Origin of the sequence: Candidatus Clostridium stratigraminis, assembly GCF_045310675.1 — a bacterium.
Classification (GTDB): domain Bacteria; phylum Bacillota; class Clostridia; order Clostridiales; family Clostridiaceae; genus Clostridium_AT; species Clostridium_AT stratigraminis.
In genome coordinates this window covers 385,012-404,956 of the sequence record NZ_JBJHZZ010000002.1, presented here as the reverse complement: position 1 = coordinate 404,956, position 19,945 = coordinate 385,012, and the positions used below count along the sequence as shown (strand labels likewise).

Annotated in this window: 15 protein-coding genes and 1 other annotated feature; of the genes, 5 read left to right on the top strand and 10 right to left on the bottom strand. The window is 31.8% G+C overall.

The window, feature by feature from the left end; genetic code table 11:
- Positions 1-17: 17 nt before the first annotated feature.
- The 3 genes from tkt to ACJDUG_RS06225 form a co-directional block, all read right to left on the bottom strand.
- Positions 18-2,000: a transketolase gene (tkt, locus tag ACJDUG_RS06235; protein ID WP_406769020.1), complete on the bottom strand. Its 1,983-nt coding sequence runs from the start codon at positions 1,998-2,000 to the stop codon at positions 18-20.
- Between the two features lie 129 nt (positions 2,001-2,129).
- Complete coding sequence (locus tag ACJDUG_RS06230) at positions 2,130-2,861, bottom strand: class I SAM-dependent methyltransferase (RefSeq protein ID WP_406769019.1); 732 nt, start codon at positions 2,859-2,861, stop codon at positions 2,130-2,132.
- A gap of 141 nt (positions 2,862-3,002) precedes the next feature.
- A complete protein-coding gene (locus ACJDUG_RS06225; protein ID WP_406769018.1) occupies positions 3,003-4,694 on the bottom strand; it encodes a methyl-accepting chemotaxis protein in 1,692 nt (563 codons plus the stop codon).
- 194 nt (positions 4,695-4,888) lie between these two features.
- On the opposite strand from ACJDUG_RS06225, the gene ACJDUG_RS06220 reads away from it, so the two are divergent.
- Positions 4,889-5,929, top strand: a complete 1,041-nt coding sequence (locus ACJDUG_RS06220) for a polysaccharide deacetylase family protein (RefSeq protein ID WP_406769017.1) — start codon at positions 4,889-4,891, stop codon at positions 5,927-5,929.
- A gap of 245 nt (positions 5,930-6,174) precedes the next feature.
- Here ACJDUG_RS06220 and ACJDUG_RS06215 read toward each other — a convergent pair whose 3' ends face one another.
- A complete protein-coding gene (locus ACJDUG_RS06215; RefSeq protein WP_406769016.1) occupies positions 6,175-7,740 on the bottom strand; it encodes an FAD-dependent oxidoreductase in 1,566 nt (521 codons plus the stop codon).
- 261 nt (positions 7,741-8,001) lie between these two features.
- On the opposite strand from ACJDUG_RS06215, the gene ACJDUG_RS06210 reads away from it, so the two are divergent.
- Positions 8,002-9,585 (top strand): ClC family H(+)/Cl(-) exchange transporter, encoded by a 1,584-nt coding sequence (locus tag ACJDUG_RS06210; RefSeq protein ID WP_406769015.1) that lies wholly within the window; start codon positions 8,002-8,004, stop codon positions 9,583-9,585.
- 61 nt (positions 9,586-9,646) lie between these two features.
- Here ACJDUG_RS06210 and ACJDUG_RS06205 read toward each other — a convergent pair whose 3' ends face one another.
- The 5 genes from ACJDUG_RS06205 to ACJDUG_RS06185 form a co-directional block, all read right to left on the bottom strand.
- Positions 9,647-10,441, bottom strand: a complete 795-nt coding sequence (locus ACJDUG_RS06205) for an ABC transporter ATP-binding protein (protein WP_406769014.1) — start codon at positions 10,439-10,441, stop codon at positions 9,647-9,649.
- Positions 10,407-11,303 (bottom strand): ABC transporter permease, encoded by an 897-nt coding sequence (locus tag ACJDUG_RS06200; RefSeq protein WP_406769013.1) that lies wholly within the window; start codon positions 11,301-11,303, stop codon positions 10,407-10,409. Before ACJDUG_RS06200 ends, ACJDUG_RS06205 begins: the two co-directional genes overlap by 35 nt.
- 1 nt (position 11,304) lies before the next feature.
- On the bottom strand, positions 11,305-12,309 hold the full coding sequence (locus ACJDUG_RS06195) for an ABC transporter substrate-binding protein (protein WP_406769012.1): 1,005 nt from the start codon (positions 12,307-12,309) through the stop codon (positions 11,305-11,307).
- A gap of 295 nt (positions 12,310-12,604) precedes the next feature.
- A complete protein-coding gene (locus ACJDUG_RS06190) occupies positions 12,605-13,021 on the bottom strand; it encodes a HutP family protein (RefSeq protein WP_406765105.1) in 417 nt (138 codons plus the stop codon).
- A 65-nt stretch (positions 13,022-13,086) separates the two neighbouring features.
- Positions 13,087-15,432: an ATP-dependent DNA helicase gene (locus ACJDUG_RS06185; RefSeq protein WP_406769011.1), complete on the bottom strand. Its 2,346-nt coding sequence runs from the start codon at positions 15,430-15,432 to the stop codon at positions 13,087-13,089.
- A 182-nt stretch (positions 15,433-15,614) separates the two neighbouring features.
- Here ACJDUG_RS06185 and ACJDUG_RS06180 point away from each other — a divergent pair, with 182 nt between their 5' ends.
- The 3 genes from ACJDUG_RS06180 (at position 15,615) to ACJDUG_RS06170 (ending at position 18,684) form a co-directional block, all read left to right on the top strand.
- Positions 15,615-16,028 (top strand): helix-turn-helix domain-containing protein, encoded by a 414-nt coding sequence (locus ACJDUG_RS06180; RefSeq protein WP_406769010.1) that lies wholly within the window; start codon positions 15,615-15,617, stop codon positions 16,026-16,028.
- Positions 16,015-17,466 (top strand): MFS transporter, encoded by a 1,452-nt coding sequence (locus ACJDUG_RS06175; protein WP_406769009.1) that lies wholly within the window; start codon positions 16,015-16,017, stop codon positions 17,464-17,466. The genes ACJDUG_RS06180 and ACJDUG_RS06175 overlap by 14 nt, the downstream gene beginning before the upstream one ends.
- A 64-nt stretch (positions 17,467-17,530) precedes the next feature.
- Positions 17,531-17,585 (top strand) — a sequence feature (sodium ion sensor (DUF1646 type); this cis-regulatory element may regulate processes involved in with the transportation of sodium ions).
- A 79-nt stretch (positions 17,586-17,664) separates the two neighbouring features.
- Entirely contained in the window at positions 17,665-18,684 is a 1,020-nt protein-coding gene (locus tag ACJDUG_RS06170) for a DUF1646 family protein (RefSeq protein ID WP_406769008.1), read from the top strand.
- Positions 18,685-18,816: 132 nt separating this feature from the next.
- Here the strand turns inward: ACJDUG_RS06170 and mnmA are convergent, their stop codons facing one another.
- Positions 18,817-19,935, bottom strand: coding sequence for a tRNA 2-thiouridine(34) synthase MnmA (gene mnmA, locus ACJDUG_RS06165; protein WP_406769007.1), 1,119 nt, complete (start codon positions 19,933-19,935; stop codon positions 18,817-18,819).
- Between the last annotated feature and the right edge of the window lie 10 nt (positions 19,936-19,945).

Below are 19,945 nucleotides of genomic sequence, written 5' to 3'. Positions count from 1 at the left end.
GGCAATTGCTTTCTGCCTTATTTTAATAAAGTCATAGCTTTTGTAACTACATTTTCAACAGTAAATCCAAACTTCTCGAATAATTGTTCAGCTGGTGCAGATTCTCCAAAATGATCTATTGAAATAATATCTCCATCAAAACCAACATATTTATGCCATCCAAAGGAGCTAGCAGCTTCTACAGCAAGTCTGTTTCTAACTGACTTTGGAAGTACGCTTTCCTTATATTCACTGCTTTGAGCCTCAAAAACTTCAAAGGAAGGCATACTTACTACTCTAGCATCAATGCCCCTATCTTTTAATACTTTAGCTGCTTCATAAATAAGTTCAACTTCTGAACCAGTTGCCATAAGTATAATATCTGGAACTGCTTTTTCACTATCCTTTAATATATATGCACCCTTAAGAGCTCCTTTTTTAGATTCCTCATAAAGGGGCAAATTCTGCCTTGTTAAAACTAAGGTAGTTGGTCCATCTTGACTTGTTATAGCTGAATACCATGCTGATGCTGTTTCATTTGAATCAGCAGGTCTAAATACATTCATATTCGGCATACTTCTTAGGGCCGCTAACTGTTCTATAGGCTGATGAGTAGGTCCATCTTCTCCAACACCAATGCTGTCATGAGTTAGTACGTAGGTTACAGGAAGCTTCATTAGTGAGGATAATCTCATAGCGCCCTTCATATAATCACTGAATACAAAGAAGGTTGCAACGAAGGTTCTCAGACCACCATGAACTGCTATACCATTTCCTATAGCTGCCATAGCATGTTCTCTTACTCCAAAGTGAAGATTTGCCCCACTTCTATCTTCAGCTGAAAAATCACCTTTATCCTTCATATATGTTTTATTGGATGGAGCTAAATCTGCAGAACCGCCAATTAGATTTGGAACTAATTTGGCTAATCTATTAATAACTTCACCAGAGGAGGCTCTTGTAGCCATTTTACCGCTAAACTTCCAGAAATCTTCATCATTTAATAGTTCTACTGGAAGTTTGTCACTGTGCCAAACTTCCCATTCCTTAGCAAGCTCAGGGTATTTATTGCCGTAGTTTGTAAAAATTCTATTCCATTCCTCTTCCTTTTCCTCACCTTCTTCTATAAGTGAAGCCATATGTACACGTACTTCTTCAGGAACATGGAATTCCCCCTCATATTGCCATTTTAAAAATTCCTTTGTTTTCTTAATATTTTCTGCTCCAAGTGGCTCTCCATGCACACCTGCAGTACCTTGCTTTGGTGAGCCATAACCTATCTGGGTTTTAATAACTATTATGCTAGGTCTCTCATGATCTTCCTTTGCCAGCTTAATAGCATTATTAATAGAAGTTATATCATTTCCATCTTCTACAACAAGAACTTGCCAGCCATAAGCCTTATATCTTGCTTCAACACTTTCTCTGAAAGCAATATCCGTATTTCCTTCTATAGAAATTTTATTTGAATCATATAACACTATAAGTTTATCTAAAGCTAATGTTCCTGCTAATGATGCAGCTTCAGATGTAATACCTTCCATCATATCTCCATCACCAGAAAGTACATATGTATAATGATCAACTATCTTAAAGTTTGGTCTATTAAACTTTTCAGCCAAATGACTTTCAGCTATTGCCATACCTACGCCAGTTGCTAAACCTTGTCCTAAAGGGCCTGTTGTGGTTTCTACACCATTAGTATGACCATATTCAGGATGACCAGGAGTCTTACTTCCAAGTTGTCTAAAGTTCATTAAATCATCTATTGTTAGTCCATAACCAAATAAATGCAGAAGGGAATATAATAGCATTGAGCCGTGACCTGCAGATAAAATAAATCTATCTCTATCTAACCATTTACTATTTTTAGGATTATGCTTCATTTGTTTTGCCCAAAGTGTATATGCCATAGGTGCTGCTCCAAGAGGAAGTCCAGGATGACCGGAATTTGCCTTCTGAACACCTTCTGCGGACAATATCCTAATGGAATTGACTGTTAAGTTATCAATATTGCTCATATAATACTACTCCTTTAATATATTTTATTTACTGATTTATCCTTAAATAACTTCATTGTATATTATAACTCACGATTTTAAAATAATCCAATGCAATTTAAAAAAATAGAAGATGTAAAATGCATCTTCTTATTTTTTTACACCTTTTATAACTAAGGCAAATGAATCTTCGTTGTACATTTCTTCATTAAAGTTACCAAAAATTTCGATGCTTTTAAATCCAGCATCTTCAAACATAGACTTTAGTTCTTCCATTTTAAGAGCAATTAAATCTACAGAGTTTTCATATTTGTCTTCATTGTCTACTTTAGAAACTATAAGTTCAGTATTAAATTCTACTTTACCTTCACTTTCTAAATAATTATATTTTCTAATAAACTTAACACCCTTTTCAGCTCTGTCAATTGTAGGAAGTGACTTTATATTATTTTTAATAACTCTGTCAAAATTAATAATTTGTATTACTAATGAACCATCATCAATAAGCATGTCATATATATCTTTAATTAATTGATGAATTTTTTCTTTATTTTTTAAATGTACAATTGAATTCCCAATACAAAAAACAAAGTCATATTTTTTTCCATAAAATATATCCTTAGATTTTATCATATCGCCAACAACAAAATCTGCAAACAAGCCGCCTTTATCTTTTGCCTTAGATATCATTTCCTCTCCTAAATCAATGCCATCAACCCTGTGACCTTTTTGTGCTAAGGCAATTGAATAATTTCCGGTTCCACAAGCTAAATCTAAAATCTTACTATTACCTTTTAAATTTTTGCAAAGATATTTTAAAGTTGTATCATCACGCGGAAATACTATATCATATACTTTGCATAATTCTCTATAAAACTTCATAAATGCTTGGTCTGGACTTTATTAAAGCCCAAAACCTCTCCTTCCCATTTTAAAATTCAGGTTTGCTTCTATAAATTATATCCACCTATACTAATTTTATTAATACCTGAAGTAAATCTTTTTTATTTTTATTATAAATTTCTAAATTTTAAATTCTTCAACGTCTTCTGCTAATCTTTCAGCTGTAAAACTAATAGCTTCAGCTGAATTTAAAAGCTGTTTAACATTTTTTAGCTGTTGCTCACTAATCGAAGAAATTGATTTAGCTGAAGTATTTACTTGATCATTAATAGCTGTTACAGATTGAACATCATAAAATATTCTTTCTTTTTCTAGAACAGAATTTTTAATAGAAGTACAAACATTTTCTATTTGAGGCAAGGTATTATTAACTTCTTTCATAATAACGTTAAATGAAGCTACTGTCTCATCAATAATTGTTAATTGCTTATCCATTTTTTCAGAGATAAAGTCTGAGCTTCCAGAAACATCTTCTACATTTCTTGAAACTTCATTTACAATATCATTTATATCTTTCGAAGCTTCCAAAACCTGCTCTGCAAGCTTTTTTATTTCTTCAGCAACTACAGTAAAACCCCTTCCTGCCTCACCAGCCCTAGCTGCTTCTATTCCGGCATTTAGTGCAAGAAGGTTTGTCTGTTTTGCTACATTGTTAATAACATCAGTGATATTAACTATTTTAATAACATCAAGACTTAATGTGTTTATTTCTTTATTAGTCTCTATAAATGAGTTTCTCACGTCTTCTATTGAATGAACTAATACCTTTATTTTTTCTGATCCTACATCAGCATTTTCTTTTATTCTTTCACTGCTTGAAGTAGCATTTTCTACTTTATTGCTAACATTATCTAAAGTAGCTCCAAACACCTCAAGTTTATGAAATATGTCAGTAATATGTATATTTTGTTCTGATACAGAATTAAAAACATCTTCTACAGAATTAGATGCATCTTTTGTGGATGTAGAAGCAACCTCTCCAAATGCCATAAGTTGAGAGGAAATTTTATTTAATTCTGTAACAACCTGCTTAATACCACTAATGGTATTCTTCAATATCTTAATTGAATTGTTCAAAGCACTGCCAAGCTTTGCTACTTCATCCCTGCCTTTACTATCAAAGTTAATAGTAAAATCTCCATTTGAAAATTTATCAAGCTTTTTTACAATTTTTGAAATAGGCTTAGTAATTGAACCAGATATTATTAGTCCTAATAATATTGCTAATATTAAAACTAAAATTGAAATTAGTAATGACTGAAGAAAGGTATTTTGAATAACCTTGTTCATGCTTTGAAGTGATATACCAATATTAATAGTACCGACTAATTTATCTCCTTCATAAAATGGAGTTGCAATATTATAAACTTGTTCGCCAGAAGGGCTTTTAAATATAAAACCTGTAGTTTCGCCGTTTTTTGTCACACCGTTAATAGAATTCTTATCTGTAGTTGATATACTATTATTTTCAGTAGCTGAACTTACTGTATCAGTTTTAGTATCCTTCGTATCGCTTTTTTCATCACTTGCAAGCATTTGCATATTGGTATCAACAAGAGAGATATAGGAGATACTTCCGTCACTTTCTTTCTTTACTTCACTAAACAAGTTATGAATATCATCTAAATTATCTATTTTATATCTTGTAATTTCTCTGTTGATTGTGGAAATAAGAGTGTTACCATCATTTTTCATCTGACTAATAGCAGCCTTTTGGACATCATAATAAGACACGCCCATAAATGTTAAAGTACATATAGAAGTTAATATAATAAAAGTAACTAGAAGCTTTTGTTTTAAAGATTTAAACATAAGAATCCTCCATGTTTCAAATTATGCATATATTTTACATTTATATTATATTATTTTTCTACATAAAAAGCTATAATAGTTATAAATTAATAAAATTCAATTAGCAGTGCTTTGAGGAAGCTGAAATACGTGCTATGATAAAGTTATAGTATTGATATGTGCATTAAAAATTGAAATATTGGAGGTGGGGAAAAATGAAAGGTCAAAAAATATATATAATAACAGCAAGTATGCTAATTCCATTTTTCTTAATAAGCTGTAATCATAGTTCAAATCAAACTGCAGCAACCTTAAATCCGTATTCAGCTAATAAATCTGAAAATATTAATAGATCTATTGATAATTCTAAAATAATTGATAATACAAAAAAAGAATTATCTGAAGCTTCTTCTGATAGCCCAAGTACTACTTCTGCAAACACTTCAGACGTAAAACCTAATTCTGCTTCTGCAAAGCCAGCTTTAGAAAAACCTGCTGCTGAAAATTCTGCTTCTATACCAAAGGAAAATTCGTCTGCACCTAATAAAATAGCAGATGTAAAAGGTATAAGTTCAAAGAAAATAGAATGGTCCTGGGCTTATTCCCCTAAAAATAGTGCTGCTTTATTAACTAAGTATCATGGCTATGCTTTTGGTGACACCACTCAAAAAAATATCTATCTTACCTTCGATGAGGGCTATGAATATGGCTACACTGCAAATATACTAGATACCTTAAAAGCTAATAATGTACGAGCTACCTTTTTTGTAACTTCATCATATGTTACAGGATCTCTTAATGGTATTAAAGACTCGGATTTAATTAGCAGGATGAGCAAGGAAGGACATATTATCGGCAATCATTCTGTACATCACAAATCTATGCCTAGTTTTACAGATGAACATGCTTTTGATGCTGAATTAACTGGTGTTGAAAAGGCAGTAGCTAAAATTCCTGGTGCAACGGTATCTAAATTTTTTAGACCTCCTATGGGAGATTTTAGTGAACTGTCCTTGTATTATACTCAAAAGTTAGGCTATAAAACTATATTTTTTTCACTAGCCTATAAAGATTATGATGTAAATAATCAACCTGACAAAGTGACAGCAAAACACTTTCTATTAACCTCTACAAAACCAGGTATGATTTGCTTACTGCATGCAGAATCTAAAACTAATGCTGAAATATTAGATAGTCTCATAAAGGGATGGAAAAATGAAGGTTATACCTTTAAGACTTTAAATGAATTACCTTAATATAAAAAAACAGCTGCAATAAATAAAACCTGTTAATAAAAGTCAATACTTTTAAACAGGTTTTTTTATTATTTTTTTATATTTTATGATATAGCAAATATGTTATATGAGCTGATCACTGTGAGTGAGGTAACTAATCTCATTTTACATATTTTATAGATTTTCGCTATATTTCAATTTCATTAAAGTAATTTCAGCATTATTTATACTTAAATCTCCACTTTATATTATAAGCTAATTTCTTATTAAAATATATTAGGATCTTTAACATTAGGTCCTTCATCTGGTTTTTTAAGTGGATTAAAGGCTGGACCCTCTATATTTTCCCCGTCATAATTAAATCTAGAACCATGGCAAGGGCAATCCCAGGTTTTTTCAGCTTCATTCCAAACTAATTCACAGCCTAGATGTGTACAAGTAATGTCCACCATATGCAGCTTTTCATTTTCATCTCGAAAAGCACCTATTCTTTCACCATTAATACTTACCACCTTAGCTTCACCCTTTTTTACTTCAACGTCTTTTGGAACAGCAGCAAGTTTCCCTCCTATAAGCTTTTCAGCAACATCAAGGTTTTCTTTAACAAGTTTTGCCCCTGAAGCTATAATATCAAATCTTGATGGATCATATACTGATGACCATGGACTATTACCTTTTACTATTAAATCAGTCAATATGGAAGCTGCAGCTGTACCATTAGTCATGCCCCACTTACCAAAACCAGTAGCTACATATATATTATTAGCTTTAGAGGTTAAGTTTCCAACATAGGGTACACCATCTACTGTCATACAGTCTTGAGTTGACCATCTATATAAAATACTGTCTACCTTAAAGTTATCTTTTGCAAAGGTAGCTAATGTTTCATAATGTCTATTAGTGCTTTTCTCACTTCCTGTTTTATGATGTTCACCGCCAACAAGCACTATTTCTCCATCTTCATAATTTTGCGAACGTAGTGATCTACCTGGATCCTCAGCAGTTATAAACATACCCTCTGTAAATTTTTCCTTAAGTCTAACAGCTACCACATAGGATTTTTCAGTATACATTCTTGCAAAATACATGCCTAAGCCATCATAAAAAGGAAAATGTGAAGCTATTATTATTTTTGATGCCTTTACTTTTTTACCATTATTAGTTTTTAGTGTGCAAATATCCCCCTCTTCAATATCTACTATCTTAGTATGTTCAAAAATGTGGCTCTCATTACCAGGGATTTCATCCGCTAGAACCTCTAAATACTTTAAAGGGTGAAACCTAGCTTGATTATCAAATTTTATTGCCGCCTTTACGTCAAAGGGTAAAGGTACCTTATTTAAATATGATGCTGTTATACCTAATTTAGAGGCTGCACTTGCTTCTTTTTCAATTTTATTAATATACTCCTCTGATTGAGTATATACAAAAGCAGGACTCCAACAAAAATCGCAATCAATATTCTTTTCTTTAACTAAATTTGCTATAAAATGAATAGCTTTCTCATTTGCTTCTGCATACTGCCTTGCCTTTTCTTCTCCAAACTTTGTTATTAAATTGTTATAAATTAAATTGTGCTGTGATGTAATTTTAGCAGTAGTATGGCCAGTGGTACCATGCATAATTTTATTAGCCTCTAAGATTGCTACTTTAAGCCCTTTAGCTTTTAGTAAGAATGCTGAAGTAATACCTACTATACCACCTCCAACTATTGCCACATCCACATTTATATCCTCTTTTAAAGCTGGATAGTCTTTTTTTTGGGTGGATTCAAGCCAATAAGGTTCATGAACACATGAAAAAACATCTAAATTCTTATTTAAATTCTCCATAAGTATCCTCCTTGGATTTTTAATATCATATCAAAAAAAATAATCATTACACTTTAGGTTCTTCTACTTATAGAAAAATATGTATAATTAGCTTAGTAATCTCTAAAAATTTAAAGAAGTTTAGAATTAAGTTATTTTGTACAGTGAAAAATTATATTTAGATCTACTTAGATCTCATAAATTTGATTCTAATAATTAATAAGCTTATAATAGGTAAGGTGATAAATATGCAACGGAATTACAAAGAGGTGTTTTAATTATATGGAGCAAGGTAATAAAAATAATACCTATAATACTATATTTCATTTCCACAGCTTCAAACTTAAACTTATGCTTGAAGGAATATTAGTTGGTGTTCTTTCTGGATTATTAATTGTATTTTATAGAGTAACCTTAGAAAAGGCTGAAGAATTAAGAATAGAGCTTTCTACTTTGCAGCTTAAAAATCATTGGCTGATTCCTATTTGGTTTTTATTTCTAATAATTGGAGCTTACGTAGTTGGAAAACTAATAACTAATGAGCCCATGATTAGTGGAAGTGGAATTCCACAAGTTGAAGCCGTACTTTTAAAAAAACTAAAGATGAATTGGCTTCCTGTAATTATAAAAAAATTTATTGGCGGTGTCATATCAATTGGAGCCGGCCTATCCTTAGGAAGAGAAGGCCCCTCAATTCAGCTTGGAGCTGCTGTTGGGCAAGGCTTCAGCAGAGTTTTTAAAAGAATAAAGCTTGAAGAAAAATATCTTATTACAAGCGGTGCAAGTGCTGGACTAGCAGCTGCCTTTAATGCGCCTTTAGCAGGTGTAATGTTTTCTTTAGAAGAAGTACATAAAAACTTTTCACCATTAGTACTTTTATCAGCAATGTCTGCCTCCTTAAGTGCAGATTTTGTTTCTAAATACTTTTTTGGTTTAAAACCTGTTTTTAACTTTCAGCATATTTCACCACTTCCCTTATATAGCTACGGATACATTATTATTCTTGGAGTTATAGTCGGTATATTAGGAGTAATTTATAACAGCACATTATTAAAAGCTCAAAATTTATATGATAAAACAGCCTTTCTTACTGTTAAATTTAGACCTATGCTTCCATTTTTATTTGCTGGAATTTTAGGCTTAATACTCCCAGAAGTACTTGGTGGAGGACATCAAATTATAGATTCACTAATAAACGGAAGTTTTACAATAAAAATGTTATTTATAATTTTATTTGCTAAATTTGCTTTTTCAATGATTAGTTATGGCTCAGGAGCTCCTGGAGGTATATTTTTCCCGCTCTTAGTTTTAGGAGCACTAACTGGTGCAATTTATGGAAATATATTAGTTCATTTTTTTAACTTCAATCCTAATTATATAAATAATTTTATAATACTTGCTATGGCAGGGTACTTTACTGCAATTGTAAGAGCTCCAATTACAGGAAGTATACTTATAACTGAAATGACAGGTTCCTTCTCACATTTGCTATCCTTAACTGTAATTTCTTTAGTGGCATACGCTATTGCTGGAATGTTAAATTCAGAACCTATATATGAATCTTTACTCGACAGACTTTTAAAGAACAATGGAAAATATGAATTTGTGGGAGACAGTAAAAATAAAATTATATTAGAAGTGCCTATCATTTTAGATTCAGAGATGGATAATAAAATGATTAAGGATCTAAAAATTCCTCCTGAATGTCTTCTTGTAGGGGTTAAAAGAGGAGAAAAAGAAATTATACCAAAGGGAAAAACAGTTCTTTATTCTGGTGATTATTTGCTTGTTCTAGTAAATGAAAATAAAGCTGCAGCAACTCATGATTTACTCTTAAAAATGAGCAGCAGCCCAAAAATATTATAATAAAATGGGGGCTGTCGCAAAATAATCATCGCTAAATTTTGCGAAACCCCCATTTTAAATTTTATGATAGCAGCATTCTATCGCTAATAAAATTCTTCCCTTGTGCCTTATCAAAATTTTCAATTAAATTATCTACAGTTAACTTCTCCTTTTCCTTGCCGCATAAATCTAGAATAATATCTCCCCTGTGCATCATAATTATTCTATTTCCAATTTTAACAGCATTGTTTAGGTTATGTGTAACCATTAGTGTTGTAATATTATTTTCTTTTACCATTTTTTCTGTTAAATCTAATATGATTTCTGTTGCTTTCGGGTCTAGGGCTGCAGTGTGTTCATCTAACAATAAAAGCTCTGGCTTATGCATTACTGCTATTAGAAGGCAAAGTGCCTGCCTTTGACCTCCAGATAATAAGCCTACCTTTGTATTTAATTTATCTTCTAGTCCTAAATTTAATTGAGCTAGCTTTTCTTTATACATATTTATATTCTTTTTAGATATACAGAAGGAAAGGTCAAATGCTTTACCCTTATTAAATGCTAAAGATAGATTCTCAATTATACTTAAATTTAAAGCTATTCCCTTTGAGGTATCCTGAAACACCCTTCCTATATATTTTGACCTTCTATACTCAGGAAGCTTTTCAATATTTTTATCATTAATAGCAATATAGCCGCTATCCTCTTTTAGTGTTCCTGCTATAATATTAAGCAAAGTTGATTTTCCTGCCCCATTGCTTCCTATTAATGTAATAAAGTCCCCTTTATTAACCTTTAAACTAAGCCCTTGAAATACTTTGTTTTCATTTGTTGTGTTTTCATTAAATATTTTGTAAAGATTCTCTATTTTCAGCAACCTTAGCACCTCCAAGCACTGATTTCTTTTTAAAACCAAAACTAAAATTATTTAGTGAAAGTGCTGCAACTACTATAACTGCAGTCATGAGTTTTAAATCAGTAGGAGCTAAGCCTAGCTTTAATGCAAATGCTATAGCTGCCTTATACAAAATGGAGCCAAATATAGCCATTGTAGATGCCTTTATAAAGCTGGCTTTTTTAAGTATTGATTCGCCCATTATTACAGCAGCCAGGCCCATAACCACAGTGCCTGTACCCATATTAATATCAGAAAAGCCTTGATATTGAGCCATCATGGCTCCGGACAGTGAAACAAATCCATTAGATATAACAAGTCCAAGTATTTTTAGATTATCTTTATTAAGGCCAAGAAGAGTAACCATTTGCTCATTATCCCCTGTAGCTATGAGCGCATAGCCTATTTTAGTTTTTAAAAATAAATCAAAAATTATTTTTAAAAAAATTGAAATTGCTATTATTATTACTATTGGTGCTAATTGACCTGAAAAAATTGTATTTTTTTCAAATAAGGGCACATTGGATTTAGACATAATTCTCAAATTTATAGAGTAAAGCCCTATCATTACTAGAATTCCAGATAAAAGATTACTAATTTTAAATTTTACATGTAAAAGTCCTGTAATTGCTCCACCAGCTCCACCAGAAATAAAAGCTAATACGCAGCTTAAAAAAGGATTTAAATTTTTCATTAGGCAAAGTGCAGCAACAGCAGCCCCTAAAGGAAAGGTACCGTCTACTGAAAGATCCGGAAAATCCAATATCCTATAAGTAATATAAACACCTAAGGCAACAATGGAAAAAATAAACCCTTGTTCTAGCACGCTGATAAAAATGTCCATTCTATTTAACTCCCCCTGTAATTTTTTCCGCTTTACTGTTTATATCCTCAGGAATTGTAATATTTAGTTTCTTGGCAGCGTCAGTATTTATTACAGTCTGCATTTCAGAGGAGGTTACTATTGGTAGATCCTTAGGGGATTTCCCATTTATTATATCTACAGCCAATAAGCCAGTTTGAAACCCAAGTTTATTATAGTCTATACCTGTTGTAGCAAGTGCTCCATTGGTTACATGACCCTTTTCCGCACCAATAATTGGTATTTTCTTACTGTAGCATTGATTAGTTATTAGTGGCAAGGAAGAAGCTACCATGTTATCAGTTGGTATATATAAAACATCTATATTCATTAGAATTGAACTTAAAGCTTGAGGTATTTCATTAACATTAGTAACCCCTGCAGTGACCACTTGGAGATCAAAATTAGGTGCAGCCTTTTTTAAACCTTCTAATTGAACCTCTGAATTGCTTTCACTTGTATTATAGATTACCCCCACCCTTTTGCTTTTTGGGATAAGCTTCTTAAGAAGCTCTAGTTGTTTTTCAATAGGAACATTATCTGAGGTGCCAGTTACATTTGTGTCAGATTTTTCTAGGCTTTTTGCAAGACCAGCTTTTACAGGATCAGTTACAGCTGTTATAACAATAGGAATATCCTTAGTTGCATTAAAGGCCGCCTGAGCAGAAGGAGTTGCAATAGCTAAGATTAAATTCTCTTTATTTGAAACAAAATTCTGAGCTATTGTCTGAGTTGTAGCCATATCACCTTGAGCATTTTCATAGTCTACCTTTAAGTTTTTACCTTCTTCATAACCTTTAGATTTAAGTGCCTCAAGGAAGCCTTTTCTGGCTGAATCCAGTGCTGGATGCTCAGCTATTTGGGTGATCCCAATTTTTATCACCTTTGTATTAGAATTGCTTGAAGCTGCTTGTGAACTAGAGCAAGCTCCTAGAAATGATGCTGTTAACAGTACCATTAACAGCGCTTGAATTTTTTTACCTACCATACTACCATCCTCCAAAAATTAAAAAATAATATATTTTATTTTCCAATAGTTTTAGTGAAATAATAAAAGCTCCCCATAAGGAGAGCTTGCATCACAAAAAAGCCATTAGAAAAATAAATTTCTTAAGCAAAATATCTCCTACAAAAACTACTATTCTACAATTTTACATTTCCTGTCTAAAGCTTAATCTTCCAAACTACTTACTGAAAAATCAGTAACCTACAAAATATATGTTAGTATTTTACCATAGCACATAAGTAAATTCAATATAAATTTACATTAATTTTGAAATCTTTTATAAATCTGGTATGGAGCGATGTGCAAGACCTATTGCTAAATCGTTTAAATGAAGCTCCCCAATACTCATAAAAATAGCTACGCTTAAATGTTCTCCACTCCTGGCAATACCTATTTTCCCGCCAACATTTAGGCCATTTGCTTTTAGTGATACTTGCATTATAGCTTCTCTAGCAGCACCTACAATAGCCCCGTCGTGTACGTGACAGTCTTTAATAATTCCACTTCTCTTAGCAGCTACTAAAGCTCTTTCCATTATCTTAGGAATAGAATTAATCAAATTACCACCAACATCAACTGCAACTGTCAAAATACCCTTTTCTTTAAATTTACTTTCTAATACTTTTTCCTCTTCTCTTGAAGATATGGCCATTTCAATTGAAGCCTTTGCAACAACTATACTATCAATAACCATAAAAAACCTCCTTTTTTTACTCTATTGTACATAACAATTATCAATTGTTATGACTCTTAATTCATTTACTTTTCCCAAAACTCATCCAATACTCTAGTTATTGAACTTAATTCTTTACTAACTTTTATAGGTCTCCATTCAGTAGGAAAGAGCCTTCTATATACATTATTAGAAAACCTTTCATCAATTAATAGTACAACTCCTCTATCATTCTCGGTTCTTATTACCCTTCCAACAGCCTGCAATACCTTATTCATTCCCGGATAAACATAGGCATATTCGAAACCTAACCCTTTAATTTCATTAAAATAGTCTTTAATAATATTTCTCTCAAGACATATTTGGGGCAGCCCTACTCCAACAATTACAGCTCCAGATAACTTATCTCCAGTTAGATCTATTCCTTCTCCAAACATACCGCCCATAACTGCAAAGGCAGCCATTGTGCTATTATTGTTTTCAGAAAAACTATCTAAAAATGTTTCTTTTTCTTCTTCTGTCATTCCTGGATTTTGAATAATTATTTCAATCTCTTCATTAATAGACTTAAATCTATTATATACTTCATTCATATATTGATAAGAAGGAAAGAAAATTAAATAATTGCCCTGTTTGCCACTAATTACACTGTTAATCGCTTCACTAATTTTGTTGTAGGTAAATTCTCTGTCCTTATATTTTGTAGAGGTCCTACTATCAAGCATAAGGCATAAATTTTCTTTAGGGAATGGAGATGTAAGTCTTATTCGATAACTTTTTTCATCCCCGCCAAGTACAGACATAAAATAATCCATTGGACTTAAGGTTGCAGAAAATAAAATCGCCGCCTTACCCTTCTTCATACACTCCTTCAATAAATAAGATGGATCCAAGCAGAACATCTTAATAATAACATCATTATTCTTTTTTTCAACATAAGTTATAAATCTTTCATCATAATATTCTGCTGCTCTTAAAAAAGCATAAAACTTAAAATATAAATCTAGTATATCATCATTACCATGAAAATTCTTATGTTCTAATATGTATTTCTCAGCAGCCCCTAAAAATTCTGTAAGTATTCCATATAGCTCTTTTGGTGCTTCTTTTTGAGTAAAATACGCATTTTCTTCTTCACACTTTTTCCTATATTCTATAAATATAGAGTTTATTTTATTTAAGCCTTTACTTAAGCTTGGCGATACTGTTTTCAATTTCTTTTTTAAATCCAATATTGATTTTTTTGATAGCTCACTAGAAAACATCTCACGTGCCCTGTCAACTAAGTTATGGGCTTCATCTATTAAAAAGACATAATCCCCGCCTTTATCTAAAAAAAATCTTTTTAAATTTGCACTAGGATCAAAAACATAGTTATAATCGCAAATTATACAATCAGAGAAGTTAGATAAATCTAAAGAAAATTCGAAGGGACATATTCTATGTTTTCTTGAATATTCTTCAATTACTTCTCTTGTAAAAAAATCTTCTGAGAAGATATCCTCAAGTGCTGTTTTAACCCTATCATAATGTCCTTTAGCATATTCACAGGTTTCTGAATTGCATTCAGCCTTTTCTTTAAAGCATATTTTTTCTTTTGCAGTCAAAGTTAGGGACTTTATTCTAAGCCCATTTTCTGAAAGGCTTCTTAATGCTTTTTCAGCTATGGTCCTTGTAATAGTTTTTGCTGTTAAATAAAATATTTTAGTTATATGCCCTTCTTCTAAAGCTTTTAGACTGGGGAATATAGTAGCCATGGTTTTACCTATCCCAGTTGGAGCCTGGGCAAACAGTTTATTACCTTCCTTTACTGTTTTATAAACAGCTACCGCAAATTCTCTTTGTCCTTTTCTATAAAAAGGGAAAGGAAAATCAAGTTTTTTTATTGCCTCATTACGTCTAATATTCCAATTGCTTAAAAGTTTGGCCCAATAAAAATATTGTTCCACCAGTTCACTGAAAAAAACTTGTAAATCTGTTATATTGAAATTCCTTAAGAATTTTTTAGTGTTTTTCTCCTCTAAATTATAATAAGTAAGTTGAATATTAATATTTTGAATTGAATTTTGCATGGAATAGATATATCCATAGCACTTAGCTTGCGCCCAATGCAGAACATTATGTTCTTCTTCTATTAGCTTTAAATCTTGTGTAGTGGTTTTAATTTCATCTATTATTACTTCCTTATCATTAACATAAAGTCCATCAATTCTTCCACCAACTTCTAATAAAATATCCTCACTTTCCACAACAAAACTTAAGGGAACTTCTTTTGTAAAGCCTTCCCCATAGGATTTTTGAATAAGCTGATGAGCCTTAATTGCATCTAAATTTCTTGAACTTCCTGTAAAGCCTGATACTATATCCCCATTCATTAGAACGAATTCTACCAGGTCCCTTACTGAAACCTTAATTTTCTGTTTTTCTTCCATAGCAGGGAGTATACTCCTTCTTAAGCTTATTTATATTCAAAATAAGCAATTAAAATTAGCATTATCTTATCTAATATGCTATCATTATTTTTTGATTTGGTCACTAATTATTTAAATTTTATATCGTTAACCTTGACGTTAAGGTTATATTGATATAAAATAATTACTTGGAGGTAATGAGCATGGATGAAAAGTTTTATCACATTGAAGATGTAGCAAAAATAACTGGATTTACAAAAAGAACACTTAGATATTATGAGGATATTGGACTTATTAAACCTTCAAGAACAGAATCATCTTATAGATTATATTCAGAAGAAGATATAAAAAATATTACAAGAATTAAAGCATTAAAATCAATTCTTGGATTTTCACTTCTTGAAATAAAAGAAACCTTTAATCTTGAATTAGATTTAAAGAAAATACTATGTAAAGATATAAAAGATGATGCTTTAATAAAAAATTCAATTGAACTTATAAAACATCAAATAGAACTAATTGAAGAAAAAGAACAATCCTTAAAAAAAGTAAAAGAAACTTATAAAGAAATTTTGACAAAAGTTGAAATGCTAGGAGGAAAAGATGAAAAAAGATAATTATAAATGGATAGCCTTATCCTGCACCACAGTAGGTGCACTATTTTCAGTTTTAAGCGGAAGTACACTGATGATTGCACTTCCAGTTATAATGAAAGATTTAAATGCAAGTATGAATATTGTTACCTGGACAATAATGGGTTATATGCTTGTAATGACTATACTTGTACCTGCTATAGGCAGAATGGCTGATATGTTTGGAAGGAAAAAGCTTTATGTTACTGGTTTTGCTATCTTTACATTATCTTCATTTCTCTGTTCACTATCACAAACAGGACTACAGCTATTATTGTTTAGGCTAGTGCAAGCTGTAGGCGGCTCCTTAATGGTTGCTAACAGCACTGCTATAGTAACTGATGCCTTTCCTAAAAGAGAACTAGGTAAGGCTCTTGGAATTAACAGCATGATAATCAGTATTGCTTCAATTGCTGGTCCTATATTAGGCGGATTTTTAATAAATGTAGGCTGGAGATATATATTTTATATAAACATTCCAATTGGTATTGTAGGAACACTCTGGGCTTTCATTCAGTTAAAAGAAACAAAATTAATATCCGAAAAACAAAAATTTGATATTAAAGGTACTCTTGCCTTTTCAACAGGTATGCTTTCTCTATTAATTGCTTTATCCATGGGAGGATTTATCGGCTGGTTTAATATTTACGTTATTGCCTTATTTATTATTTCAGTAATATTCATTTCTTTATTTGTTAAAATTGAAAATAGTACTGAGCAGCCAATGCTGGATTTAAGACTTTTAAAGACAAGAGTCCTAGCCTTTGCTTATGGAAGCACCTTTTTAAATGGAGTTGCAAGAGGAGCTGTAACCTTTTTACTAATCTTCTTTTTCCAAGGTATTAAAGGAATAGATCCTATTGTTGCAGGAATGCTTCTAGCCCCAATGGCTGTTTCTATGATGGTAGTTTCACCAATAAGCGGGTATCTTTCAGATAAATATGGTTCAAGACATTTAAGTTCCATAGGTTTATTTATATCTGCTATAGGACTTGCCGGTATGATGCTTATTACTTCTAAAACATCAACCACTGAGCTTATGATATGGATGCTAATAATGGGAATTGGTTCAGGTATGTTCTTTTCTCCAAATACCAGTGCTATTATGAGTATGGTCCCTGCAGATAAAAGAGGTATTGCTGCCGGCATAAGAACAATGATGAACAATGCAGGTACTGTTTTAAGTATAGCTTTGTCAATGGCTATAATATCTTCAAGTATATCTCCTGATGCCATGCAGGCTCTGTTTATCGGAACACAAGTAGGTTCACAAGGTATAGCTATTAATCAGTTTATTTCAGGACTAAGGATGGCTTTTACTATATCCTTTGTATTCAGTATAATAGCTGCATTTATTTCTTACTTAAGAGGACCTCATGTAAATTGGGAGGAATCAGAAGAAGTTCAGGAAGAATTAGCTTAATGATTCTAAGTTGACCTTTGTCAATATATTTACTATAATATTATTATAAGTTTATATGTATTTCGGTTGGGCAAATATAGTTTGCTTTCAAGAGAATTTAGTTTCTGGGGTGGGAAGCTCTTAATTGAGTTTCCCGCTTTTTTTGTACTCTTTTTTTAAAAGTTTATATCTAAAATTAGAAATTGGAGGTAATATTTTATGACTACTGCATTAATAATTATACTAGTTTTAACCTTTATCTTACCTATAACATTTAAGACTATAGAATATAATATTGAATTTTTTCTTTTTATAATGGGTATAGCAGCAGCAACGAGCTCAGGAATAATTTCCAGGCAGCTAATATTACACATACTTGAAAATAATTTTCTTTATGCCATTACAGCTGCAGTTCTAGTAATAGGTTTCTTATTTAAAGCCTTAGCTTACAAATTAGATAATATGATCAATGAAGTAATAAGACGTATTCCATTAAGATTATTTGTATTTTTATTAGTTTTTATATTAGGTTTGTTATCTAGTTTTATAACAGCTATGATTGCAGCACTTATCCTAGTAGAAATTATTATACTACTTCCCATTGATAGAAAAAGTAAAGTTAATTTAAATATAATTGCCTGCTTTTCCATTGGACTAGGAGCTGCACTGACACCTATTGGAGAACCTGTTGCCACTATAGTTATCTCTAAATTAAATGCAGACTTTTTTTATTTATTTAAAGAATTGAGTTTATATGTAATTATAGGTATTCTATTATTGAGTATTTTTGCCGCTTTTTCTATAAAAGATGAAAATTTTTCTCAAGCTGAAATCAAAAAAATAACCAAAGATACAAACTTAGACATAATTTTCAGAGCTATAAAAATATTTATTTTTGTTATAGCCCTTGAACTTTTAGGCTCAGGATTTAAACCAATAATAGATACTTATGTAATTGGTTTAGATAGTAAAATTTTATATTGGGGAAATACAATTTCTGCAATACTAGATAATGCCACACTTGCTTCTGCAGAAATTAGTCCACAAATGAATGTAGAACAAATCAAAGCTATTATGCTAGGTCTTCTTTTAAGCGGTGGTATGCTTATACCTGGAAATATACCTAATATAATATCTGCTGGAAAACTAAAGATAAAAAGCAGTGATTGGATTAAGCTTGGTGTTCCATTAGGCCTATTTATGCTTAGCGGATTTTATGTGGTATTATTTATTATTTAATACAGTAAAAAGTAAAGATACTGAACATTAGGTGAGATGCTAATGTACTGAGGGAATTTAGGAGTTCCCTCAGTAATCACTGCTTTCCACCTTAATCAGTATCAATAAACATGGAGGTTATTTTATTTCAGCTTAATTCATATCATTAGGATCTTTATAAATTGAATGGATTATCCCTCCACCTAAGCAAGCTTCTCCATCATAAAATACAACTGCCTGCCCTGGAGTTACAGCCCTTTGCGGCTTATCAAATACTACAGTACATTTATTATTACCCTTCATAATTACTGTTACCCCTTGATCTGGCTGTCTGTATCTAAACTTTGCTGTGCATTTAAAAGTTCCAGTTGGTGATGTGTCACTAACCCAGCTTAAATCATCTGCTTCTAAACCATAAGAATATATTGCAGGATGGTCATCTCCTTGAACTACGTATAAAATATTCTTCTTCAAGTCCTTCTCTGCTACAAACCAAGGTTCGCCATTTCCTTCACCTGTTCCGCCAATACCTAGGCCTTTTCTCTGACCTAAGGTATAGTACATAAGACCATCATGCTTTCCAATTACTTTGCCATCAAAGGTCATTATATCTCCAGACTTAGATGGAAGGTAATTAGCTAAGAATTTATGAAAATTTCTCTCTCCGATAAAGCAAATTCCTGTACTGTCCTTTTTTGCTGCTGTTTTAAGACCATATTTTAGTGCTATTTCTCTAACTTCAGGCTTTGTTAAGTGTCCTATAGGAAACATTGCCTTTGATAGCTGATGCTGCTTTAGCATACATAGAAAATAAGTCTGATCTTTATTTCCATCTGCTGCCCTAAGCATCTTATATTCTCCATTATCATAACCTATTTGTGCATAATGACCAGTTGCTAAATAGTCTGCACCTATTTTCATAGCATAATCTAAAAATGCCTTAAATTTTATTTCCTTGTTGCACATAACATCTGGATTTGGAGTTCTACCTTTTTTGTACTCCTCTAAAAAATAGGTAAATACCCTATCCCAATATTCCTTTACAAAGTTCACTGTATAATATGGGATGCCTATTTCATCACAAACCCTTCTTACATCATCATAGTCCTCTGTCGCTGTGCATGCTCCATTTTCATCTTTTTCATCCCAGTTCTTCATGAATATGCCTATAACATTATAGCCCTGTTCCTTTAATAAAAGTGCTGCAACAGAGGAATCCACTCCTCCTGACATACCAACAACAACTGTTGTATCCTTTGGTTCTTTTTTCATTTATCTTAAC